Genomic DNA, 22,973 nt, shown 5'->3' on the forward strand with positions numbered 1-22,973 from the left:
CCAGAGGAAGTCCAGCTAGTCGGGCGCACGAGTGTCGCAACCACTCAGGCGACGCGGAGTCGCCGATGACGCGAATAACTGGAGGCCGACTGGCGGGTCGCGCGCAGATGGCGCACGAGGGTGAGGTCGTCGAGCTGGTTTGCGAGTACCCGAACTGTCGGGGAGACCGCCGGCGCCGCCTCTTGTGAACTGCGACGAGGATCTGCCATCACCAGCCGGGGAAGCTGGACGTGGCTGGCAATATACGCTCGCATCGTGTCGGCGGCAAGGGTTGTGGCGGATCCGATATGCCGGTATCGTCCTGTGCCGCGTCGGGATCAATGAAGACGGCGCAGTTCGGAATCCGGACGATCCCCACGATTCCCCAACCCCGCTTCGCGCACCTGTGGAACGCGTCGCGGCGGTCACCCGATCCAACCTCCGGAGTGAGTACCTTCCGCCTCGTCCCGGTATCCCTGTGAGGTTGCGAGCTCGCAACGAGCGCGTGCAGGCACCGACACATGACCAGTCCGCAAGCGCTGGACGAGGTGCATTGGCCCACCGCCGGTGAGAGCGATGTCTCGATACAGCCGAATCTCAAGGTCCCCGCCTCAGTGAGGTCGCCTCAAAAGCCGTGCGGCGAGGGAGGCTCGCCGCGCGGACCGGGGAACAAGCCGGGGGTATGGCCTGCCTTGCTGCTCCGCCGCAGATGACTACGAAGATTCCACGTATCGGAAGGGACCGCGCATCGTGGGGACGAATCACTCGAGACCACAGCGCGCAGACGTCGTGTCGGATGAGCCGTCCACGGAGCTCGACGACGATCTAGCCGTCATGCGCCGCGAGGACCGCCACGCGTACGTCGCCACGCTCGCGGACCTGGAGGTCGCGACCGTTCAGTACGAACGATCCGATGAGCGGCTGGTGCTGTTGACGACCACCGTGATACCCGCGTACCGGGGCCGGGGGATATCCGACGAACTCATTGCCTACGCACTCGACGACATCCGCCGGCGAAGCGAACGCATCACGGTTCTGTGCCCAGTTGTCAAAGCGTTCCTCGAGAGGTACCCCGAGAACCTCGACCTTGTCGACGCATCCCGCCCCGACTATTGACGACTCGACGGCGCATCGAACACCGCACGTGCGTGCACTCGGGGCCGCACAACGCTTGACCCCGACCACCTACTGAGTCACCCCTCCGTGTAGCACCGACATCGATCTGCTCGCACAGCCGCCGACCGGTGTTTCGTCAGGGCTCGGTGTTCATATCTCGGACGAGGGCTGCCAGGATCGTCGCGTGGCGGAGCAGGAACGCCCGCTCGTCGAGCCTCTTGCGTCGAAGCCAGCCGGTGACTTCGGAGTTATGCTTGCTGGCGTTGCACGACGCGCACGCCGGAACCACGTTCTCGAGCGTGTAGCGCCCGCCGCGAGAGACCGGCAGGAGGCAGTCGCGCTGCAGAGGCACGTCGGTCGCCCGGCAGTACGCGCACCCTTCCCAAGCCGCCCTGAGATCAGCCCATTGTGCGGTCGTGAGATCGTTGTCGACGCGGGCGAGTCGCCGGCTGCGCCGCTTCGCGTAACGCTCGCGCGCCGCCGCTGATCGCTTCGTTGCGGGCAACCGGCGGTTCGAGGACACCCTCCCACGGTACTGCGACACCGGAGGGCAGCCTCGGACGCCACGAGGTTGTCGGGCGCCATCGTGGCCCGGCCGGGGAGGTGGCCCCGGAGCGCGGTGCGGGACGATCGGGCGGCGGCACAGACGCGGCCGAGCACGATAATGGAGGGATGACCGCATCGTCGCTGTCACCCGAGCGCATGGATGAGCTCGCTGCTCTACGGGCGCGCGCATACGGTCCGGACGCCGACATCCACGAGGACGCCGGAGCCGTCGCGCGGCTGCACGAGCTCGAGGAGCTCGCCCGGCGAGCGGAGCTGGACGAGGTGTCCCCGCCTGCCGCCGACACTCCCACGACCGTCGATCCGGTGCGAGAGCAGCCGGCGATGGCCGAGGCATTCCCGCAGTCAACAGTCGTCGTCGAGCGCAACGGCTCGCCGGCGCCCGTCGATGACCCGGAGACGGTGGGCGCAGCATCCGATTCGACCGCTGAACCGCAGGACGAACCGGATGCCTCTCCCGACGCCGATCCCGACGCCGACGCGACCGAGGCGGCTCCCGCACCGGAGGTGCCCGAGCCGCGTCGCGGGGTCGTGGGCCTTTGGCGGCGCATCCCGCGATGGGCGATCGCGGTCGTCGGCGTCATCGCGGGCGCTGCCGCGGGCGTCGGGCTCGCCGCCGCGGCGGCGGCTCAACCCGAGGCGCGGCTCGCGATCGATCCCACGCGTGAGGCGTCCGGTGCCGTGTTCCTGCCGTCGGGGGCGCTCGTCTACTACGGGCTCGAGCAGTCCGACCTGCGCATGCACGAGATGTACGGCGACCTGCAGGTCGTCACCGGCACCAACGAGTTCGGTCACGAGTGCCTCTTCGCCGCCGTCGGGGAGCGCTGGCTCAACGGCGGGTGCGCGCCCGCCGAGCTCGGCGCGGTGTTCGACATCAACGACGACTACGGGCTGCAGGAGATCGCCGACCCCGACCTCCCCGAGGGCAGCACGATCCGCCTGGTGCTCGACGGAGACCTCGTCGAGGTGTGGATCCACGAAGGAGACGGCCCGACGCGCGTCTTCGAGCGCTGACCTACCGAGCCGTCACCTCGGCGAGCGCTTCGGCGCCGAGTGCGGCGTACTCCGGGTTGTCGTCGCTGTGATCGAGCAGCATCGCGGCGACCGCCACGGCACACCCACGCGCGCGTGTCCACGCGTCGATTGGCTCGGCGATCAGATACGAGACCAAGTAGTCGCGCGCTTGGCCCCGCGTCGGATTCTTCTCCCGATCACGACGCTCTCGCGCTGGTACTTTCATGCGATGCGCAACCGACAGACCGTGATCAATGACGTCGCCGATCGCCTCGTCCGGCTTGCCGACGGGAAGACCCTTCGTGTCGCCGTCGATGGTCGGACGGCATCGGGGAAGACCACCTTCGCGAATGAGCTCGCATCGACCATCGGGGATATGGGGCGGCCAGTCATTCGGGCATCAATCGATGGGTTCCACCGTCCGAAAGTCGAACGCTATCGGCGAGGCCGGCTGTCGGCCGAGGGCTACTACTATGACGCGCGCGATCTGGACGCGATCGTCACGTATTTGCTCGAGCCGCTGAACAGGGGTGGCGATCGACTGTTCCGGGCTGCGTCGTTCGACCTCATCGAAGACAAGCCAATCACCGGCGAGCCCGAGGTGGCATCACACGATGCAATCCTGATCGTCGACGGGACGTTCCTGCAGCGTCCCGAGCTTGCGCCGCACTGGGATGCTGCACTCTTCGTGCAAACCGACCCAACAGTCAGCCTTGCACGCGGCCTTGATCGCGACGCTGGCAGTCTCGGAGGAAGGGATCAGGCTCGGATCTCGTACGAGAAGCGGTACCGACCCGCTTACGAGATCTACGAGGCCGAAGCGCAGCCAGAACAGCATGCTGACTTGATCTTCAACAATGATCACTTGGAGGCCCCGACTGTGTACGTCCGCTCGGGCAGCCGTCTCAGACTCGCGTCCGATACCGGCGCGTGACCCGCGCGCAGCTGCGACCTCCGTCGTCCGGCTGATCCGCGCGAGGCGCCGGCACACGAAGGGGCCCTGGCGCACCGGGCGGAGGAGTCGCGATCATAAGGAGAGAAACCCGCCAAGGAGCCATCATGCACGCAGTAGTTGTGTTCGAGACGTTGTGGGGGAATACGGAGCAGATCGCCCGCGAGATCGCTGAAGGCATCGGAGTGGAATCCACGGAGGTGGTGGACGCCGTTTCGGCGCCCGCGGATCTCGAGTCCAGTGTCGACCTTCTGGTCGTCGGGGGCCCGACGCACGCATTCTCGATGTCCTCGGAGAAGACGCGTGAGTCGGCCAAGCAGCAAGGTGCGCAGAACATCCCGCTCCGCGGCATCCGTGAATGGATCACGTCCCTGTCCTCGCCGAGGCGGGACATCGCTGTCGCGACGTTCGACACACGGGTCACCACGCCGCGACTGCCCGGCTCCGCGGCCAAGAAGGCGATGAAGCGGCTCGTCGCCCTCGGCTTCCGCCCCGCTGCCAAGCCCGAGTCGTTCGGAGTCCACGGCTACAGCGGCCCGGTTGCCGACGGTGAGCTGGAGCGCGCACGGCGTTGGGGCGAGCAGCTCGCCGGGAACGGGGCACCTCGCTGACAGCCGAGCCGCTCCTCGTGGGGCGGCGATGATGGGTGGATGACCGCATCGTCGCCGTCGCCCGAGCGCCTGGATGAGCTCGCCGCTCTGCGGCGGTGCGCGCGTACGGTCCGCACGCCGACATCCACGAAGACGGCTCCGCCGTCGCGCGGCTTCACGAGCTCGAGGAACTCGCCCGTCGTGCCGAGGTGGCCGAGCAGGCTCCGGCCATCGATGAGGCTCCGTCAGTGGTCGACCCGGTCGAGACACAGTCGGCGACGCTCGTGACCGATCAGCAGTCGATGGCCGCCGTCGGGGGCAACGGCTCGCACGCGCCCGCCCGGGATCCGGTTGCGGAGGGCGGAGTCGACTCGACCGCCGGACCGCAGGACGAACCGGATGCCCCTCCCGACGCCGACGCGACCGAGGAGGCACCCGCACCGGAGGTGCCCGAGCCGCGTCGCGGGGTCGTCGGCCCTTTGGCGGCGCATCCCGCGATGGGCGATCGCGGTCGTCGGCGTCCTCGCGGGCGCTGCCGCGGGCGTCGGGTTCGCCGCCGCGGCGGCGGCTCAGCCCGAGCGCTGGCTCAACGGCGGGTGCGCGCCCGACGAGCTCGGCGCGGTGTTCGACATCAACGACGACTACGGGCTGCAGGAGATCGCCGACCCCGACCTCCCCGAGGGCAGCACGATCCGCCTGGTGCTCGACGGAGACCTCGTCGAGGTGTGGATCCACGAAGGAGACGGCCCGACGCGCGTCTTCGAGCGCTGACCTACCGAGCCGTCACCTCGGCGAGCGCTTCGGCGCCGAGTGCGGCGTACTCCGGGTTGTCGTCGCTGTGATCGAGAAGCATCGCGGCGACCGCCACGGCCCACCCGCGCGCGCGTGTCCACGCGTCAGCGTCGTGCCGATCGGCGAGCATCGCAATGAAGCGCTCGCGACCGGCCGCGTCGAACGCGAGCCACGCGACCGCGAGGTCGTACGCGGGATCGCCCGCGGTCACGTCTCCGAAGTCGATGATCGCCGCGAGCCTGCCGGCGTCCGCGACGAGGTTGCCGGGGTGCAGATCGCCGTGCACCCAGACCGGCCGGCCCGAATGGACGGGCGCCGCGACCGCCGCGCGCCACAGTTCGTGCCCCGCGTCGAGCTGGTCTTCCGGCGCGGCGCGCCTGGCGCGGAGAGACGCGAGGCGCGCCTCGACCGCCTCGTCGCGATCCGCGAGCGGCACTCCTCGAAACGGATTCACCGGATGCTCCGCCGGCGCCTCCACGTGCATCAAGCGCAGCGCGCGGGCGAGGTCGGCTGCCCACGGCGTGCGCTCCGCGCGCCGGACCGACAGCGCGCTCGCTCCGTCGAACCACGGCACGACCGACCAGTGCCACGGGTAGCCGCCCGACGGGAGCCCGCGCACTAGGGGAGCGGGCACGCCGACGACGCTCGGGGCGATCAAACGCGCGAGCGTCGGCACCACCTCGTGCTCATGGACGACGAGCTTCGCGGCGACGGCGCGGCGCGGCATCCGCACGGCCAAGTCGTCGCCGAGTCGCCACATCTCGCAGTCCCAGCCCGCCTCCGCGAGCGAGAGCGGGCGGGTCTGGGCATCCGGAATGACGTCGCTCGCCTGCTCGGCGAGCAGGCCACGGATCAGCGGTTCATCGATCGCGACCTCGGCCGCGGGCTTGTCGGGCATCCCGCCGACGATACCGGGTCGGTCAGACGTCGGCGCTGTCGCGCGGGTCGAGCTCGAGGAACTCGCCGCCGTTCTGTTCGACCGCCCACTTGAGGCGCTGGCGATGCATGCCCCGGCCGATGACCGACAGGGTCATGTCGTGGGTGCCGAACGCGCGGCGCGGCTTGACGGCGAGCACGAAGTCCATCGCCTCGCCGATCTTGAGCCACGGGGCGCCGGCGGGGGCGGCGAGCAGCTTGACGTCGACGCCTTCGGGCACGGCGTACGAGTCGCCGGGGTAGTAGAACGCATCGTTGACGAGCACGCCGACGTTGTCGATGACGGGGATCGACTCGTGGATGACGGCGTGGCGTCCGCCGAAGAACCGCAGCGTGAAGGGGTCGACGGTCACGGTGTCGCCGGGGCTCACGACCGTCACCTCGTAGCCGCCGGCCGCGTCGGCGACGCCCTGCGGTCCGAAGATCGGCGTGCCCGGGAACTTCGTCAGGAGCCTGTCGAGGTGCTCGGGGGTCCAGTGGTCGGGGTGCTCGTGAGTGAGCATGATCGCGACGACGTTGTCGAGCTCGTCGAGGGGGTTGGTGAACGATCCGGGATCGATCACGAGGGTCTTGCCGGAATCCTGGACGGCCAGCGCCGCGTGCTCATACTTCGTCACTCGCATGTGTTCGAGTCAACCGGCCGCGGGGCGGCGACGGCAAGCCGGATGCCCCATCCCGGCCTCGATTTGGTCGCCCTGTTCCCCCATGGCATACTTGAACGGTTGCAAAACGGCCCCATCGTATAGCGGCCTAGTACGCCGCCCTCTCACGGCGGTAACGCGGGTTCGAATCCCGCTGGGGTCACCACAAACGTCAGAAGCCCGGTCCATCGGCCGGGCTTCTGACGTTCGTCCGCCACTACCCCTTCAACCCGCTCGTGCTCACCCCCTGGATGATCTGCCGCTGCCCGATGAAGAACACGATGATCATCGGGATCGTGGCGATGACGCTCGCGGTCACGATGATCTCCCAGTGCCATTCGCCGCCGAACCCGAACGCGTCGACGAGCGACTTCAGGCCGCGTGGAATCGTGAAGGTCGACGAGTCGCGCAGGTAGATGAGCGCCCGCATGAGGTCGGTCCACACGGCCTGCACCTCGAACACGAGCGTCACGGCGAGCGCGGGTTTGCAGAGGGGGAGCGCGATGCGCCAGAACAGCGTCCATTGCGAAGCCCCGTCGACGCGCGCCGCTTCGAACAGGTCGCGCGGCAGGCCGAGCATGAACTGCCGGAGCAGGAAGATGTAGAACGCGCTGCCGAAGAGGTTGCCGGCCCACAGGGGCACGAGGGTTCCCACGAAGCCCAGGGCGTTCCAGATGAGGAACGTCGGGATCATCGTGACAGCGCCCGGGAGCATCATCGACGCGAGCACGAGCCCGAAGAGCGCGCCTCGCCCGCGGAAGCGGAAGTACGAGAAACCCCATGCGACCATCGCGCTCGAGATCGTGACCGTCACCGCAGCCAGCACCGTTACGATCAGCGTGTTCAACAGCCACAGCCCCAGCGGCGCCTCCTGCCAGACGGTGACATAGTTCTCGAGCGTGAAGGTCTCGGGGATGAGCTTGTTGTCGAAGACCTCGCCGCGCGGCTTGAACGACGCGCTCACGAGCCAGACGAACGGGTAGGCGAAGACGACGCCGAGGATCACGAGTGCGGCGATGACGAGAGCGCGCACGATCGGCTTCCGGCGGCGGTGCGCCGCGCCGGCATCCGACCGTCTGCGCAGCTCGCGCCTGTCCGGCACGCGGATGGCGTCCAGCGTCGCCAACGGTCCGGTCGGCACGGGCTCGATCTCGTACGGGCGATCCGGTGCGCCCGGTGGCAGGACTCTGCTCATTTGGGTGCCTCGCCCTCGTAGTAGACGAGCCGTCGCGACACGATGAGCTGCACGGCTGTGATCGCCATGATGATCGCGAACAGGATCCACGCCATCGCCGACGCGTAGCCCATGTGCAGGAACTCGAACGCCTGCTGGAACAGATAGATCACGTAGAAGAGGGCGGCGTCGTTGCTGTAGGTGGTGTTGCCCGACCCGAAGAAGGCGGTGTACGCCTCATCGAAGGTCTGCAGCCCCGCGATCGTGTTGACGACGATGATGAAGAACAGCGCCGGACTGATCATCGGCAGCGTCACGCTGATCGACTGCCGCCAGAACCCGGCGCCGTCGAGCTTCGACGACTCGTAGAGCTCAGTCGGCACGTCCTGGAGGGCGGCCAGCAGGATGATGACGGATGCCCCGACCGTCCACAGGCTCATGAGGATGAGGCCGGGCTTGACCCAGGCCGGGTCGGTCGTCCACGCCGGCCCCGCGACGCCGAACCATCCGAGCACGGTGTTGATGAGCCCGTTCTGCCCGTTGAACAGCAGCAGGAACAGGATGCCGACGGCCACCGGGGGAGTCATCTTCGGGAGGAAGAAGATCGTCCGGAAGAACCCCGCGCTGCGCCCCGCCCGGTCCAGCAGCAGCGCCAGCATGAGCGAGACGATCACGTACGCGGGCACCTGCAGCGCGGTGAACAGCAGTGTGTTGCCGATCGCCAGCGCGATCTTCGGGTCCTCGAAGAGCTGCGCGTAGTTCTCGAACCCGACGAACCGCGGGTCGTTGATGACGTCGTAGTCGGTGAGCGACAGGTACGCGCTGTACAGGATCGGCCACGCCGTGAAGACGCCGAACCCGATCAGCCACGGCGAGAGGAACAGAAACGCGGATGCCGCATTCCTGCGCCTCGCTCGGCGGCGCGACCGCTGCCGCTCCGGCGTCATCGTCGGCGCGGCAACGGCGGTCGAGATGTTCACCTCGGGTCACTCTCTCGACTCGAGCTCGGCCCATGCGTCGTCGAGCGCCGACTGTGCCGTCTCCTGCGCGTTCGCCAGCGCCTCCTCCGGCTCCGCCTGGCCATTGAGCACGGCGTTGACCGCGTCCTGGAGAGCCTGCTCGAACTCGGCGTCCGCCGGGTTGGCGGGCATCGCGAACGTCGCATCGTTCGCCTCGTACATCTTCTCGACCGCCGTGTCCCACGGCTCGCCGCCGGAGGTCACCATGCCCGAGATCATCTCGTCGGCCTGCGCGTTGCCGGTGAGGATTCCCGTGAAGGGCTTGCCCTCGCCCTCGCGGACCTCGATGCGGGCCTCCGCAGCGGCCTGCCACGCGTCGATCGACGTCATGACACGCGCCCAGCGGCATGCGGCCTCGGGGTTGTCGCTCCCGGCCGGGATCGCCCATGCCGAGCCGGACGCGTAGGCGATCGTCTCGCCGTTGCGGTCGCGGACGGTGTCGAAGGCCATCGGGGCATCCGGGGAGACGTCGTTGAGGACGTTCACGTACCACTGCTCCATGGGCATCGCGCCGAGCACGCCGGTCGCGAACTGGTTGCCCTCGCCGAAGAAGTCGGCCGAGTCGCGGTACGCCTTCACGGCGCTGAAGCCGCCCTGGTCGTCGTAGATCGAGACGGCCCACGTGAGCGCCTCGACGACTTCGGGAGCGTCGAGCTGCGCGGTCTTGCCGTCCTTCGAGATGAGGTCGGCGCCGTTCGCCTTCGCCCACAGGGGCAGGAACTCGGGGAGCTTGCTGTCGACGCCGATGACGCTCAGCTTGCCGCCGTCCGACTTCGTGAGCGCCTGGTTCGCGGCGCTCATCGCCTCCCAGTCAGACCCGTTGACGTCCTCGATCGCGACTCCCGCGGCCGACAGCAGATCGCCGTTGGCCATCGTCAGCTGCACGGTGTTGAACTCGGGGATGCCGTACACCGTGCCGTCGAGCGAAACCTGGTCGATCGCGGCCTCCACGAACTGACCGGTGTCTATGCCTTCGCCATCGATGCAGTCCTCGAGCGGGATCACCGCGCCGCGCGCGGCGAGCGAGCCGATCTGGTCGCGGTCGGCGTACACGATGTCGGGCGGTGACCCGGTCGCGACAGCGGACAGGAACTGCTGCAGATCCAGGTCGCCCTCGATCAGATCCACGCTCACATCGCCGAGCGCCTCCTCGGCGAGATCCATGCGGGAGGTCGCCACCTCGTCGACCCCCGAGAAACCCATGACGCTCAGCGTCCCGGTGAGCTCGGCATCCGACGAGAAGTCGATGTCAGCGGTCTCGGACTGGCCGGTTCCGACGGCGCATCCGGTGACCGCGATCGCGGCGGCGCTCACGAGGATCAGCCCGCCGAACGCCTTCGAGTTTCCGCTTCTCACGTTGTCCACCTCCGACCGCCCTTCGAAGTGAGCGGAGCGGCCAACGTAAGAAGCGACGCTGTCAGGCCAAAGGGGCTTGACCAAGTGACACGGATGTGCCAGTTCGCCGGTCCTTGACGCGGGGGGAGCGGGGTACGCGTGCTCTTGCGACGCCACGCTACGGCGGTCCACCCGGCGGCTCGAGGGGGTTGACACGCGCCGCGCGGTGCGGAGACGGTGGTGGCTCGCACAGGCGGAGGACGGCGCATGACAACACCGGGAGCGGGCCTGCGGGCCGGCGACGTGCGCGTCGGCACCTCGGGCTGGAGCTACGACCACTGGAAGGACGTGCTGTACTCGCGGGGCACGCCGTCGGGGCGCCGGCTGGAGGTCTATGCCGAGAGCTTCGACACGGTCGAGCTCAACACGAGCTTCTATCACTGGCCACGCGCCGAGGGCTTCCGCGCGTGGGAAGCCCGCCTTCCGGAGGGGTTCCTCATGACCGTGAAGGCCCCCCGCGGCCTCACGCACGCCCGAAAGCTGCGCTCGCCGCAGCTGTGGACTGAGCGCCTCGCCGAGGGCATGGCGGCGCTCGGCGGGCACGCGGGGCCTCTGCTGCTCCAGCTCCCTCCCGACCTCGAACGCGACGACGAGCGACTCTCCGCCGCGCTGGACGCGCTGCCCGCGGGTGTGCCGGCCGCGGTCGAGCTGCGGCACCCGTCCTGGGTCCACGACGACGTCTTCGCGCTGCTCGAGCGTCACGATGCGAGCTACTGCGTCATGAGCGGCGCGCACCTGCGCTGCGAGCTGAGCGCGACGTCCGAGCTCGTGTACGTGCGGTTCCACGGACCCGACCGCGAGCGCCTCTACGTCGGCAGCTACTCGGACGCCGACCTCGACTGGTGGGCCGAGCGCATCCATGAGTGGCGTGCGGCGGGCCACAGCGTGCTGTGCTACTTCAACAACGACGGCGAGGGCAACGCCGTGCGAGACGCGCTCAGCCTGCGCGGGCGGCTGGAGTGATGGATGCCTCGCCCGCGGTCAGCGGGTCGGGACGTCGTTCTTCGGCCGCTCGGCGAGCGCTTCCGCGTCGCGCCGACGACGACTGCGCCGCACGAGCGCGACGACGCCCCAGACGATGAGCCCGATGACGACCGCAACCGCGACCCACGGGATGAGGAAGCCGAGCCCGACGACGATGCCGTTGAGCGTCGCGACGAGCCCGTTCCACCCGGCGGCGAGGCCGTCGCCGAAGCCGGTGGGGTTCGCCTCGACCGGCTCGGGCCCGGTCGTGAGCGTCACGGTGAGCGTGGAGAGCTGCACCTGCCCCTCGAGCGACTCGAGCTGCTGCTGGTAGGACTCCAGCATCGCCTGCCGCTCCGTGAGGGCGGACTCCGCGGCGATGAGGTCGCTGAGGCTCGCCGCTTGCGACATCAGCTCGGTCAGCCGGTCGACCGACGCCTGCGTCGCGTCGATACGCGCACGCAGATCGACGGCCTGCTCTGTCACGTCATCGCGCTGGATGGCGGATGTCGTCACGTCGCCGAACTCGGAGAGGTCGCCCGTCAATGACGCGAGCTGGTCGGCCGGAACGCGCACCGTGATCCACGCCCCGTCGATCGGGGTGGGGTAAGGGACGATCATGTCGTACTCGGCGCCCGAGCCGTCAGCCGGGCTCTCGACGCCCGCCTTGCCGACGCGCATGGACTCGACATAGCCGCCCCGCGCCTCGGCCGCAGCGCCGATCGCCTGCGCCGCCTCTTCGGGGTCGTCGACGACGACGGTCGCGGTCGCCGTCGTGATGATCTCGCGCGTCCCCGCGTTGGCGCCTTCCTCCGTCGCACCGCCTCCGGAGGACGACGCCTCATCCCCGCCGGGCGCCAGATCGACGATCCCGCCGTCGGTCTCGCCCATGTCGGGCGCTACCGCGCCGCCCGCCCCCGTCTCCGGAGCGTTCTCGGTGCCGACGAACGCGCTGTCGGACGCACCCTGCGGCGACACGAACGACGATACGACGGGTGGGAGGACCGCCGCGGCGACCACGACGATCGCGGCCGCCGCGCCACCGGCGATCAGCCAGCGGCCCCGGCGCGCGCGCCGAGCGGTGCGCTCTCGCGCGATGTCTGCGAAGAGCGCGAGCTCGATCTCGTCGATGCGCTCGTCGGTGAGTTCGGGAAGCGTGGTGCCCGAACGGGCCTCGGTGGGCTGTTCGGTGTTCATGTGCTCTCCTTGACGACGGTCCGCAGTCTCGTGCGGATGCGGGAGAGACGATTGCGCACGACGCCGTGGGTGACGCCCAGCTCGTCGGCCGCCGTCTGATACGCGTACCCCTCGGTCGCGCAAAGCCGGAAGATCTCGCGATCGAGCGGGTTCAGGCCCGCCACTTCGCGCAGGATCCGGTCAGCGAGCTGCGCGTCGACGACCTGCTGCTCCACGTCGACGGTCGACGGGAGGGTCTCGTCGGCCGCGGCGGCGGTGTGGCGACGGTCGCGCTGCTGCGCCCGCATCCGGTTCGCCGCTTGGAATCGGCACACCGTCGCGAGCCACGGGAGGAGCGAGTCGCCGACGAGCTCGAGCCCCGGCAGCTTGCGCCACGCCACGAGGAACGTCTCCTGCGTGACGTCCTCCGCATCGGAGGCGTCGTGCAGCAGCCCGTGGGCGAGCCAGTAGATCGGACGGACGTACGCGCGGTACAGCGTGCGGAAGGCGTGTTCGCTCCCGCGGGCGGCCAGAGCCACGAGCTCGGCGTCGTCGTGCGCGTCGTGTGCGTCCATCCCCATCCCTCGGCTCGCACCGCGCGCCGCCGGCGGCGTCGTCGCGGAGAACCATTGTCTCTCACGCTGTCAGTGTCGGCGAAGAGCGGATCGTCTCACCGGCGCACCGGGGGCGCTGCATCCGCAACGGGCTCCGAACCGCCTGCCGGACTGTATCCTGTAACCCGCGAAAGGGAGTATCCCGCCATCGCCGTCCGTCATCACGGACCCCGTCGGAGGGGGCCCGGGCGCGCGACGCGGCTGAGGTAGGCCGCGGGGAGAGACTTTCCGACGTCGTAGACCCTTCGCCTGAAAGGCCCGCATGGACCTCGCCCTTCCGCTCTGGTTCGAGATCGGATCGCTCGTCGCGCTGTCGCTCATCCTCCTCGCCGACCTGCTGCTCATCCTAAAGCGCCCGCACATCCCCTCCACGAGGGAGTCGTCGCTGTGGGTCGTGTTCTACGTCACGCTGGCGCTCATCTTCGCCGCGCTCATGTGGATCTTCGCGGGCGGCGAATACGCCGGTCAGTTCGTCGCCGGCTGGCTGACCGAGTACAGCCTCTCGATCGACAACCTGTTCGTGTTCGTCCTGATCATGACCCAGTTCGCGGTGCCGCGCCGCTACCAGCAGGAGGTGCTGATGGTGGGCATCATCATCGCGCTCGTCCTGCGCGGTCTGTTCATCCTCGTCGGGGCGACGGTCATCGAGCACTTCAGCCCGATCTTCTACCTGTTCGGCGCGTTCCTCATCTGGACCGCGATCCGCCAGGCCTTCCCGGGCGGCGACCACGACGACGACGTCAAGCAGGAGAACTTCGTGGTGCGCCTGCTCCGCCGCGCGATCGACATCTCCGACCACTACGACGGCGCGAAGCTGCGCACCATCGTCGACGGCAAGAAGATGTGGACCCCGATGGTCATCGTGTTCGCGGCCATCGGGGTCACCGACCTGCTCTTCGCGATCGACTCGATTCCCGCGATCTTCGGCATCACGCAAAGCCCGTTCATCGTGTTCACGGCGAACATCTTCGCCCTCATGGGTCTGCGGCAGCTGTACTTCCTGCTCGGCGACCTGCTCGATCGTCTGCGCTATCTGCACTACGGCATCGCGTTCATCCTCGCCTTCATCGGCGTCAAACTCATCCTCCACGCGATGCACGTCAACGAGCTGCCGTTCCTCAACAACGGCGAGCCCATCGAGTGGGCGCCCGAGATCTCGACGTGGATGTCGCTCGCCGTCATCGTGCTGTCGATGGCGGTCGCGACCATCGCGAGCCTGTGGGCCTCGGCCCGGGATCGACGGGTGGCGCTCGAGGCTGCGGATGCCGCGCGGGCCGCGACCCGCGAGACGGGGACGGGCACCGACTCCGGCGCGAAGTAGCGTGCGCCGAGGCATCCGGAGCCGGTGGTAACCTTGCCGGGTGCGGATCGCTCGCCTTCTCCTTAGCGGCCGCGACGAGTCCTAGTTCTCAGGCCTTCCTCGTCGCGGAGTTCGTCGCGGGCCGATTCCAGCGGGGCGCTGCCCCCATCCGAGGAGAACGACCAACCCATGAGCACCCCTGTCCCCGGCATCCCCGACCACCCGCGCACGCTCGCCGAGAAGGTGTGGGAAGACCACCTCGTCGTCAAGGGCGAGAACGGCGAGCCCGACCTCATCTACATCGACCTGCACCTCGTCCACGAGGTGACGAGTCCGCAGGCGTTCGACGGCCTGCGTGCCGAGGGCCGCCCCGTGCGGCGCCTGGATCTCACGATCGCGACCGAGGACCACAACACCCCGACGATCGACATCGACAAGCCGATCGCCGACCTCACGAGCCGCACGCAGATCGAGACGCTCCGGCGCAACGCCGCGGAGTTCGGCGTGCGCCTGCACTCGCTGGGCGACCGCGAGCAGGGCATCGTGCACGTCGTCGGCCCGCAGCTCGGCCTCACGATGCCGGGCATCACGGTCGTGTGCGGCGACAGCCACACCTCGACGCACGGCGCCTTCGGCGCGATGGCGTTCGGCATCGGCACGAGCGAGGTCGAGCACGTGCTCGCGACGCAGACGCTGCCGCTCAAGCCGTTCAAGACGATGGCGATCACCGTGGAGGGCGAGCTCAAGCCCGGTGTGACCGCGAAGGACATCATCCTCGCCGTCATCGCGAAGATCGGCACGAACGGCGGGCAGGGCTACGTGCTCGAGTACCGCGGCAGCGCCATCCGATCCCTCTCGATGGAGGGCCGCATGACGATCTGCAACATGTCGATCGAAGCCGGCGCGCGCGCGGGCATGGTAGCCCCCGACGAGACGACGTTCGAGTACTTGAAGGGTCGTCCGCACGCGCCGAAGGGTGAGGACTGGGACGACGCCGTCGCCTACTGGCGCACGCTCCCCACCGACGAGGGGGCGGTGTTCGACGCCGAGGTGTTCGTCGACGCGAACGAGCTCGAGCCGTTCGTCACGTGGGGCACCAACCCCGGACAGGGTGTGTCGCTTTCGAGCGCGGTGCCGTCGCCCGACGAGTTCGACGATCCCAATGAGCGTGCGGCTGCCGAGCGCGCCCTCGAGTACATGGATCTGACGCCCGGCACTCCGATGAAGGAGATCCCGGTCGACGCGGTCTTCATGGGGTCGTGCACCAACAGCCGCATCGAGGACCTGCGCGCGTTCGCGTCGATCGTCCAGGGCCGCAGGAAGGCCGACGGCGTGCGCGTCATGGTCGTGCCGGGTTCGGCCCGCGTGCGCCTCGAGGCCGAGGCGGAGGGGCTCGACAAGATCTTCGAGGAGTTCGGCGCCGAGTGGCGGTTCGCGGGGTGCTCGATGTGCCTCGGCATGAACCCCGACCAGCTGGCTCCGGGGGAGCGCTGCGCCTCGACCAGCAACCGCAACTTCGAGGGCCGGCAGGGCAAGGGCGGTCGCACGCACCTCGTCTCGCCGCTCGTGGCCGCCGCCACCGCCGTGCGAGGTACGCTGTCGAGTCCGAACGATCTGCCGGCCCTGGTCGGAACGGAGGCCTGAGCATGGAGAAGTTCACGACCCACACCGGCGTCGCCGCACCGCTGAAGCGCTCCGCCGTCGACACCGACCAGATCATCCCGGCCGTCTACCTCAAGCGCGTCACCAAGACCGGGTTCGAGGACGCTCTGTTCGCGAGCTGGCGGCAGGACCCCGCCTTCGTGCTGAACCAGCCCGTGTTCTCGGGCGCGAGCATCCTCGTCGCGGGCCCCGACTTCGGCACCGGATCCAGCCGCGAGCACGCCGTGTGGGCGCTGCGCGACTACGGCTTCAAGGTCGTCCTGAGCCCGCGGTTCGCCGACATCTTCCGAGGCAACGCGGGCAAGCAGGGCCTTCTCACGGGGGTCGTCTCGGACGCGGATCTCGAGGCGCTGTGGGCGGCGATCGACGCCGAGCCCGGCATCCGCATGACCGTCGACCTCGAGGCCAGAACGGCCTCTCTCGGCGCGCTCACGGTTCCGTTCGAGATCGACGATTACACTAGGTGGCGGCTCCTCGAGGGTCTCGACGACATCGGGCTCACCCTGCGCAACGAAGACAAGATCGCGCAGTTCGAGGCGCGCCGCGAGGCATGGCGGCCGCGGACCCTCCCGGTTCCGTAAGCCAGGGTCCCGCCCCACGAAGGCGGCTCCGCCCGACCAGCGCCCCTCGAACAATCAAGTGAGGTTCACCGCATGAAGTCCCTTCTCACCACGTCGAGCAACCCCGCGACTGCAGAGAAGGAGGCCTCCGGAGAAACCCTGAGGATCCGCGGCGGGCAGCCACTCACTGGGCGAGTCGAGGTCAAGGGCGCGAAGAACCTGGCGACCAAGGCGATGGTCGCGGCGCTGCTCGGCGAGTCGACGAGCATCCTGCGGGACGTGCCGAGCATCAGCGACGTGAAGGTCGTGCGGTCGCTGCTCGAAGTGCACGGCGTGAGCGTCGTCGACGGCGAGGAAGAGGGCGTGCTGCACCTCGACCCGAGCGGGGCGGTGTCGGCTCACATGGAGGAGATCGACGCCCACGCGGGGGCGTCGCGCATCCCGATCCTGTTCTGCGGTCCGCTGCTGCACCTGCTCGGCCAGGCGTTCATCCCCGACCTCGGCGGATGCCGCATCGGCGACCGTCCGATCGACTTCCACCTCGACGCGCTCCGCGCCTTCGGCGCCGTCGTCGACAAGCTCCCGAGCGGCATCCGCCTCTCGGCGCCCAACGGCCTCCACGGCGCGAACATCCACCTGCCGTACCCGAGCGTCGGGGCGACCGAGCAGGTTCTGCTCACCGCCGTGCGCGCCGAGGGGATCACGGAGCTGCGCAACGCGGCGATCGAGCCCGAGATCATGGACCTCATCGCGGTGCTGCAGAAGATGGGCGCGATCATCTCGTACGAGCCCAACCGCGTCATCCTCATCGAGGGCGTCAAGGAATTGCGGGGCTACGACCACCGCTGCATCTTCGACCGCAACGAGGCCGCGTCGTGGGCCTGCGCCGCACTCGCGACCGACGGCGACATCTTCGTCGGCGGGGCCAAGCAGCAGGAGATGCTGACGTTCCTCAACGTCTTCCGCAAGGCGGGCGGCTGGTTCGACATCCACGAGGACGGCATCCAGTTCCGTCGCGCGGGCGCGCTCAAGCCCGTCATCGTCGAGACCGACGTGCACCCCGGGTTCATGACCGACTGGCAGCAGCCGCTCATCGTCGCGCTGACGCAGGCCGAGGGCGAGTCGATCGTCCACGAGACGGTGTACGAGAACCGCTTCGGCTTCACTCAGGCCCTCGTCAAGATGGGCGCCGACATCGTGGTGCACCCGCACGGTCTCGAGGATGGCCACCGCCGCGTGCCCCGGCGCGCGCTCGAGCAGGCGGCGGTCATCACCGGCCCGACGCCCCTTCACGGCGCCGACATCGTCGTGCCCGACCTCCGCGGCGGCTACAGCCACGTCATCGCGGCCCTCGCGGCCGAGGGCGAGTCGATCGTCCGCAACGTCGGCATCATCCGTCGCGGCTACGAGAAGCTGTTCACCAAGCTCGAGACCCTCGGCGCCGATTTCGACATCATCGGCTGACGGCGGTGATGAAGAAGGACCGGCCTCGCGCCACTCCGGAGAAGTCCAGGCCCAGCATCTTCTGGCCGCTCGCGGCCATCGTCGTGCCCATCATGGGGCTCATCGCGAAGGTAGAGATCGTCGACGGCCACAAGCTGCCCCGCGAGGGCGCGTACATCCTCGCGCCGAACCACTACAGCGAGTTCGACCCGCTCATCGTCGCCGTCGCGACCTGGCGGCTCGGCCGCGCGCCGCGGTTCCTGGCGAAGGAGAGCCTGTTCCGCATCCCCGTGCTCGGGTGGGCGCTCCGCCGCACCGGCATGGTGCCCGTCGCTCGCGCATCGACCGTGTCGGCCGCCCGGCAGACGCTCGAGGCGTCGGCCGAGATCGTCGAGCACGGTCGGGGCGTCATCGTCTATCCCGAGGGCAGTCTCACACGCGACCCCGACATGTGGCCCATGCGCGGCAAGACCGGAGCGGTGCGCCTTGCGATCGCGCAGGGCCTCCCAGTGATCCCCGTCGCGCACTGGGGAGTGCAGCAGATCATGCCGCGCTACGGCAAGCTGAGTCTGTGGCCGTTGCGCAAGCCCGTGAAGCTCATCGTCGGCGACCCCGTCGACCTGTCGGCGTTCGCAGGCAAGCAGTCGTCGCAGAGCGCCCTCGTCGCGGCGACCGACGTCGTGATGGCGCGCATCTCCGACCTGCTCGCCCGGTTGCGCGGCGAGCCCGCACCGCCCGAGCGCTGGGACCCCTCAGCGCACGGCCAGGCAGAGACGGGGCGCCTTGAGTCGTAGGGACGCCTCGCTGCCCCGCGTCGCGGTGATCGGCGCGGGCAGCTGGGGCACGACTTTCGGCAAGATCCTCGCGGACGGCGGCGCGCACGTGACGATGTGGGCCCGCCGGCCCGAGCTCGCGCACGAGATCGCCGAGGCGAAGCGCAACAGCGAGTACCTTCCCGGCATCAACCTCCCGCGCACGATGACGGCGACGCACCACCTGTCGGAGGCGCTCGAGGGCGCCGAGCAGGTGTACTTGTCGATCCCGAGCCAGGCGGTGCGGCAGAACCTCAAGGCGGTGCGCCCCCTCGTGACGCGCACCGAGGCGCCGATCGTCTCGCTCATGAAGGGCGTCGAGCGCCGGACGGGCCTGCGCATGAGCCAGGTCATCGAGCAGGAGCTGCACTGCGACCCGGCGCGGATCGCCGTGGCCTCCGGTCCCAACCTCGCCCTCGAGATCGCACGGGAGCAGCCGACGGCGGCCGTCATCTCGTCGACGAGCCAGGAGACGGCGGAAGCCGTCGCGCGGCGGGCGCGCAACCGCTACTTCCGCACGTTCGTCAACACCGACGTGATCGGCACGGAGTTCGGCGGCGTGCTCAAGAACCTCATCGCCGTCGCGATCGGCATCGTCGACGGCGTGGGCTATGGCGAGAACACGAAGGCTTCCATCATCACGCGCGGCCTCGTCGAGATGACCGACTTCGCGGTCGCGTTCGGCGCGCACCCCGAGACCCTGCAGGGACTCGCGGGCCTCGGAGACCTCATCGCGACGTGCCAGTCGCCCCTCAGCCGCAACAACACCGCGGGCCGTCTCCTCGGCCAGGGCTACCGCTTCGACGATGTCGTCAAGCAGATGAACCAGACCGCCGAGGGACTCGCCTCCGTCGCCCCCATCCTGCAGCTCGCACGCGAGGTGGGCGTCCAGATGCCGATCGTGGAGCAGGTGAAGATGGTGCTCGACGGCACCATGAACCCGAAGGACATCGCTCCGCACCTCACGACCGACGACGACACCCCGAAGGGGGAGAGGACGCAGAATGGACAAGCCGGCGGTGGCGGTGCTCTTTGGCGGTCGCTCCAGCGAGCACTCGATCAGTTCCGCCACGGCGGGAGGGGTGCTGCGGGCGATCGATCGTAACCGCTTCCGCGTGATCCCGATCGGGATCACGCGCGACGGCGCGTTCGTCCTCGAGGACGACGACCCCGACAAGTTCGCGCTGGACCCCGAGCGCCTGCCGCAGGTCGTCGACAACGGCACGCGAATCGTGTGGCCGGACTCCACCCTCAGCCGCGAGCTCAGGGTCAGGGACGCGTCGGGCGAACGCTCGCTCGGCGAGGTCGACGTCGTGTTCCCGATCCTGCACGGCCGGTTCGGCGAGGATGGCACGATCCAGGGCTTCCTCGAGTTGCTCGACATCCCGTACGTCGGAGCGGGGCTGCTCATGTCGGCGATCGGCATGGACAAGCACGTGACCAAGAGCATCCTCAAGGCCGCGGACGTTCCGGTCGTGCCGTGGGTGGCCGTCACGCGGGCCGACCTCGCGCGCGAGCGCGAGCTGTGGGAATCGCGGATGCGGTCGCTCGGGCTCCCTGTCTTCGTCAAGCCCAACCGCGCCGGCTCGAGCGTCGGTGTCTCGAAGGTGTCGGAGTGGTCCGAACTCGACGCGGCGCTCGAGACGGCGTTCGCCGAGGACTCGACCGTGCTCGTGGAGCAGGCCGTCGTGGGCCGCGAAGTCGAGTGCGGAGTGCTCCCCGGACGCAACGGCGCGCTCCCGCGTGTGAGCGTCGCGGGCGAGATCGTCGTCACCGGGCGCGAGTTCTACGACTTCGAGGCGAAGTACCTCGACGTTCCCGGCGTCGACCTCGTGTGCCCGGCCGACCTGCGCGATGGCGAGCTCGCCGAGATGCAGCGCATCGCGGTGCGCGCGTTCGAGGCGATCGGCGGGCAGGGACTCGCTCGCGTCGACTTCTTCTTCACCGGCACCGAGTTCTTCGTGAACGAGCTCAACACGATGCCGGGGTTCACGCCGATCTCGATGTTCCCGAAGTGCTGGATCGCGTCGGGCATGACCTATCCCGAACTCATCTCGGAGCTCATCGACACGGCGCTCGAGCGCGCCGCCTGACGCCGGGTCAGTCCTCGGGCGGCGCCTCGGGAGCAGTGCACGCGCCCGTCGCAGGGATCATCGACACGGCGCGGCTGAGCTCGTCGAGCGCGTCGTTCGGCGAGACGAGCTCGTTGTCGAGGTAGACCTCGACGGCCGGCGTGCGCCCGTACGTCATGAGGCGGAAGCGCGGCGACTCGGACTCGTCCACGAGCCAGTCGACGCCCCCGATCGTGATGCACCGCAGGGTCGACGGCCCCGGCGGCTCGAGCCCGCATTTGAGCAGGACGGCCGTCGGGTTTCCCCACGCGCCCGTCGCCTGCGCGTCGGTCCACCGTCGTGCTTGGCCGTCGACGGTCGGCGGCAGCCGCACGATGACGTCCGCGCAGAGGGGGTCGTTCGCGCCCGCCGCGGGCTGCATCGCGACGGTCGGCGAGCACCCCGTGAGCGCGGCCGCGGCGAGCGCCACGAGCACCACGGCGGAAGCACGGAGCGAACGGGTCACCCCTCCAGGCTAGTCGCGGCGGTGGCGTGGTCCGGGCCGGGGGAGAGGGGGCGGATGCCGCGTGGCGGGAGGCGCGGCATCCGTTTCGCTACCGTGGTCAGATGACTGAGCACGATCCCGCCGTGGGGGACCTGGGCGAAGCGGCCGTCCTCGCCCGGATCCTCGGCCGTCTCGGGCCGAGCGACGCGCTCGTCGGGCCGGGCGACGACGCCGCCGTGCTTGCCGCTCCCGACGGGCGGGTCGTCGCGACGACGGACACGCTCGTGCATGGACCGGACTTCCGGCTCGCGTGGTCGACGCCGTTCGACCTCGGGTGGAAGGCGGCGGCGGTCAACCTCGCGGACGTCGCGGCGATGGGCGCCCGCCCGACGGCGCTGCTCGTCGCCCTCGCGATGCCGGACGACACGCGCGTGTCGGTCGTGGAGGGGCTCGCCGACGGTCTGCGCGCCGCGTGCGACGCGCTCGCTCCCGTCTGCCGCGTCGAGGGCGGAGACCTCACGGTGTCGGACACCCTCACGATCGCCGTGACCGCCTTCGGCTCGCTCGACGGGCGCGAGCCCGTGCTGCGCAGCGGCGCCCGAGAGGGCGACGTCGTTGCGGTCGCGGGACGGCTCGGGCACGCCGGCCGCGGACTCGCGCTCCTGGTCGACCGCTTCCGCGATGACTCCGGCACGCCGGTCGCCGTCGGCCGTGCCGACCTGACGCCGGACGAGTCCGCCGACCTCGACGCGCAGCTGCGGCCGTCGCCTCCGATCGCGCTCGGGCGCGTCGCCGCGGACGCGGGCGCGACGGCGCTCATGGACGTGTCGGACGGGCTCGTGCTCGACGCGAGTCGCATGGCCGCGGCCTCCGGCGTCACGCTCGAGCTGTCGACCGATCGCCTCGGCGCCGACCCGTCGACCGCTCTCGCCGGGGGAGAGGATCACGCGCTGCTCGCGACGTTCCCCGCCGACACGGACCTCCCCGAGGGCTTCGTCTCGATCGGGCGGGTGACCGCGGCCGGAGCCCACGCCGTGCTCGTCGACGGCCACGCGCACGCCGGGCGCGGCGGGTGGGACCCGTACCACGACTGGGATGCCGGCCGCGGCTGAGGCCCGACGCGAGGACCGTCAGGCGACGGCCGCCCACCACAGGGTCGTGTCGCCGTAGCGCTTGTCACGCGTGTGTTCGAGCCCCGCGGGAAGCGACGGCTCGGGGGAGCGCGACGCCCGCTCGATCACGACGATCGCCTCGGGGGAGAGCAGCGGCACCAGCAGCGCGAGCGTCGCCGTCAGCTGGGCCTCGCCCACGTCGTACGGAGGATCGAGGAACGCGATGTCGTACGGCCCGCGTCCCGCGCGCAGGAACGCGTCGGCGGAGGACCGGTGCACGCGGATCGCGCCGTCGCGTCCGAGCGCCTTCTCGACCTTGCGGGCGTTGCGGGAGGCGACGGATGCCGCGCGCGGCGCCTTCTCGACGAGGTCGGCCGATGCGGCGCCGCGGCTCATCGCCTCGAGGGCGAGCGCGCCCGAGCCGGCGTACAGGTCGACGACGGATGCCCCGTGCAGCACGCCCGCCGAGTCGAGCGCGCCGAACAGCGACTCCCGCACGCGATCGCTCGTGGGCCGCGTGCCGGCGTCGGGCACGTCGAGCACGATCGAGCCGGCCTTGCCCGCGATGATCCTCGTCACACGGACCACCCTACAAACGCCCCG

Annotated in this window: 24 protein-coding genes and 1 tRNA gene; 15 read left to right on the forward strand and 10 right to left on the reverse strand. The window is 69.6% G+C overall.

The features are described from left to right. Positions 1-768 precede the first annotated feature (768 nt). Entirely contained in the window at positions 769-1,095 is a 327-nt protein-coding gene (locus tag BJ991_RS10510) for a GNAT family N-acetyltransferase (protein WP_179489782.1), read from the forward strand. A gap of 136 nt (positions 1,096-1,231) precedes the next feature. On the opposite strand, the gene BJ991_RS18830 is transcribed toward BJ991_RS10510, so the two are convergent. Continuing rightward, positions 1,232-1,831: an HNH endonuclease gene (locus BJ991_RS18830; RefSeq protein WP_343048715.1), complete on the reverse strand. Its 600-nt coding sequence runs from the start codon at positions 1,829-1,831 to the stop codon at positions 1,232-1,234. Here BJ991_RS18830 and BJ991_RS10520 point away from each other — a divergent pair. The 4 genes from BJ991_RS10520 (at position 1,768) to BJ991_RS10535 (ending at position 4,986) form a co-directional block, all read left to right on the forward strand. Beyond that, positions 1,768-2,673, forward strand: a complete 906-nt coding sequence (locus BJ991_RS10520) for a ribonuclease E domain-containing protein (protein WP_179489784.1) — start codon at positions 1,768-1,770, stop codon at positions 2,671-2,673. The two genes, BJ991_RS18830 and BJ991_RS10520, sit on opposite strands and share 64 nt — an antisense overlap. Before the next feature lie 229 nt (positions 2,674-2,902). After that, the gene (locus BJ991_RS10525) at positions 2,903-3,607 is read left to right on the forward strand and encodes a nucleoside/nucleotide kinase family protein (RefSeq protein WP_179489786.1); all 705 of its coding nucleotides are present in this window, start codon (positions 2,903-2,905) and stop codon (positions 3,605-3,607) included. 125 nt (positions 3,608-3,732) lie between these two features. Continuing rightward, on the forward strand, positions 3,733-4,236 hold the full coding sequence (locus BJ991_RS10530; RefSeq protein ID WP_179489788.1) for a flavodoxin family protein: 504 nt from the start codon (positions 3,733-3,735) through the stop codon (positions 4,234-4,236). A 378-nt stretch (positions 4,237-4,614) separates the two neighbouring features. Further along, complete coding sequence (locus tag BJ991_RS10535; protein ID WP_179489790.1) at positions 4,615-4,986, forward strand: hypothetical protein; 372 nt, start codon at positions 4,615-4,617, stop codon at positions 4,984-4,986. Between the two features lies 1 nt (position 4,987). Here BJ991_RS10535 and BJ991_RS10540 read toward each other — a convergent pair whose 3' ends face one another. Together BJ991_RS10540 and BJ991_RS10545 are read right to left on the reverse strand one after the other, a co-directional pair. Then, positions 4,988-5,905 carry an aminoglycoside phosphotransferase family protein gene (locus BJ991_RS10540; RefSeq protein ID WP_179489792.1) on the reverse strand — a complete coding sequence of 306 codons (918 nt, stop codon included), beginning with the start codon at positions 5,903-5,905 and terminating at the stop codon, positions 4,988-4,990. A 22-nt stretch (positions 5,906-5,927) separates the two neighbouring features. Beyond that, positions 5,928-6,566 carry an MBL fold metallo-hydrolase gene (locus tag BJ991_RS10545; RefSeq protein ID WP_179489794.1) on the reverse strand — a complete coding sequence of 213 codons (639 nt, stop codon included), beginning with the start codon at positions 6,564-6,566 and terminating at the stop codon, positions 5,928-5,930. Between the two features lie 108 nt (positions 6,567-6,674). Here BJ991_RS10545 and BJ991_RS10550 point away from each other — a divergent pair. After that, positions 6,675-6,750, forward strand: a tRNA-Glu gene (locus BJ991_RS10550). A gap of 51 nt (positions 6,751-6,801) precedes the next feature. Here BJ991_RS10550 and BJ991_RS10555 read toward each other — a convergent pair. From BJ991_RS10555 to BJ991_RS10565, 3 genes are read right to left on the reverse strand one after another with little or no spacing between them, the layout of a single operon-like run. Then, entirely contained in the window at positions 6,802-7,779 is a 978-nt protein-coding gene (locus tag BJ991_RS10555) for a carbohydrate ABC transporter permease (protein ID WP_179489796.1), read from the reverse strand. Then, complete coding sequence (locus BJ991_RS10560; RefSeq protein ID WP_179492716.1) at positions 7,776-8,705, reverse strand: carbohydrate ABC transporter permease; 930 nt, start codon at positions 8,703-8,705, stop codon at positions 7,776-7,778. The genes BJ991_RS10555 and BJ991_RS10560 overlap by 4 nt, the downstream gene beginning before the upstream one ends. 39 nt (positions 8,706-8,744) lie before the next feature. Further along, the gene (locus BJ991_RS10565; RefSeq protein ID WP_179489798.1) at positions 8,745-10,133 is read right to left on the reverse strand and encodes an extracellular solute-binding protein; all 1,389 of its coding nucleotides are present in this window, start codon (positions 10,131-10,133) and stop codon (positions 8,745-8,747) included. Between the two features lie 246 nt (positions 10,134-10,379). On the opposite strand from BJ991_RS10565, the gene BJ991_RS10570 reads away from it, so the two are divergent. Further along, complete coding sequence (locus tag BJ991_RS10570) at positions 10,380-11,135, forward strand: DUF72 domain-containing protein (RefSeq protein ID WP_179489800.1); 756 nt, start codon at positions 10,380-10,382, stop codon at positions 11,133-11,135. A gap of 18 nt (positions 11,136-11,153) precedes the next feature. On the opposite strand, the gene BJ991_RS10575 is transcribed toward BJ991_RS10570, so the two are convergent. Both BJ991_RS10575 and BJ991_RS10580 read right to left on the reverse strand, forming a co-directional pair. Beyond that, positions 11,154-12,332, reverse strand: coding sequence for a DUF4349 domain-containing protein (locus BJ991_RS10575; protein ID WP_179489802.1), 1,179 nt, complete (start codon positions 12,330-12,332; stop codon positions 11,154-11,156). Then, complete coding sequence (locus tag BJ991_RS10580; protein WP_179489804.1) at positions 12,329-12,886, reverse strand: RNA polymerase sigma factor; 558 nt, start codon at positions 12,884-12,886, stop codon at positions 12,329-12,331. The genes BJ991_RS10575 and BJ991_RS10580 overlap by 4 nt, the downstream gene beginning before the upstream one ends. 301 nt (positions 12,887-13,187) lie before the next feature. On the opposite strand from BJ991_RS10580, the gene BJ991_RS10585 reads away from it, so the two are divergent. The 7 genes from BJ991_RS10585 to BJ991_RS10615 all read left to right on the forward strand — a co-directional run bounded on the left by BJ991_RS10585 (position 13,188) and on the right by BJ991_RS10615 (position 20,795). Then, entirely contained in the window at positions 13,188-14,246 is a 1,059-nt protein-coding gene (locus tag BJ991_RS10585; RefSeq protein ID WP_246301077.1) for a TerC family protein, read from the forward strand. A gap of 168 nt (positions 14,247-14,414) precedes the next feature. Further along, positions 14,415-15,869: a 3-isopropylmalate dehydratase large subunit gene (leuC, locus tag BJ991_RS10590; RefSeq protein ID WP_179489806.1), complete on the forward strand. Its 1,455-nt coding sequence runs from the start codon at positions 14,415-14,417 to the stop codon at positions 15,867-15,869. Positions 15,870-15,871: 2 nt separating this feature from the next. Beyond that, positions 15,872-16,468 (forward strand): 3-isopropylmalate dehydratase small subunit, encoded by a 597-nt coding sequence (gene leuD / locus BJ991_RS10595; RefSeq protein ID WP_179489808.1) that lies wholly within the window; start codon positions 15,872-15,874, stop codon positions 16,466-16,468. Positions 16,469-16,540: 72 nt separating this feature from the next. Continuing rightward, positions 16,541-17,911 (forward strand): UDP-N-acetylglucosamine 1-carboxyvinyltransferase, encoded by a 1,371-nt coding sequence (gene murA, locus BJ991_RS10600; protein ID WP_179489810.1) that lies wholly within the window; start codon positions 16,541-16,543, stop codon positions 17,909-17,911. Between the two features lie 8 nt (positions 17,912-17,919). Continuing rightward, positions 17,920-18,684, forward strand: a complete 765-nt coding sequence (locus BJ991_RS10605; RefSeq protein WP_179492718.1) for a lysophospholipid acyltransferase family protein — start codon at positions 17,920-17,922, stop codon at positions 18,682-18,684. Then, the gene (locus tag BJ991_RS10610) at positions 18,674-19,807 is read left to right on the forward strand and encodes an NAD(P)H-dependent glycerol-3-phosphate dehydrogenase (RefSeq protein WP_179489811.1); all 1,134 of its coding nucleotides are present in this window, start codon (positions 18,674-18,676) and stop codon (positions 19,805-19,807) included. Before BJ991_RS10605 ends, BJ991_RS10610 begins: the two co-directional genes overlap by 11 nt. Beyond that, a complete protein-coding gene (locus tag BJ991_RS10615) occupies positions 19,707-20,795 on the forward strand; it encodes a D-alanine--D-alanine ligase family protein (protein ID WP_179489812.1) in 1,089 nt (362 codons plus the stop codon). Before BJ991_RS10610 ends, BJ991_RS10615 begins: the two co-directional genes overlap by 101 nt. Before the next feature lie 7 nt (positions 20,796-20,802). Here BJ991_RS10615 and BJ991_RS10620 read toward each other — a convergent pair whose 3' ends face one another. Beyond that, a complete protein-coding gene (locus BJ991_RS10620) occupies positions 20,803-21,279 on the reverse strand; it encodes a DUF3515 family protein (RefSeq protein WP_179489813.1) in 477 nt (158 codons plus the stop codon). 101 nt (positions 21,280-21,380) lie between these two features. On the opposite strand from BJ991_RS10620, the gene thiL reads away from it, so the two are divergent. Further along, positions 21,381-22,370, forward strand: a complete 990-nt coding sequence (thiL, locus tag BJ991_RS10625; protein ID WP_179489814.1) for a thiamine-phosphate kinase — start codon at positions 21,381-21,383, stop codon at positions 22,368-22,370. A gap of 18 nt (positions 22,371-22,388) precedes the next feature. On the opposite strand, the gene rsmD is transcribed toward thiL, so the two are convergent. Continuing rightward, positions 22,389-22,949, reverse strand: a complete 561-nt coding sequence (gene rsmD, locus BJ991_RS10630; protein WP_179489815.1) for a 16S rRNA (guanine(966)-N(2))-methyltransferase RsmD — start codon at positions 22,947-22,949, stop codon at positions 22,389-22,391. Positions 22,950-22,973 lie beyond the last annotated feature (24 nt).

Origin of the sequence: Microbacterium immunditiarum (assembly GCF_013409785.1) — a bacterium.
Classification (GTDB): Bacteria; Actinomycetota; Actinomycetes; order Actinomycetales; family Microbacteriaceae; genus Microbacterium; species Microbacterium immunditiarum.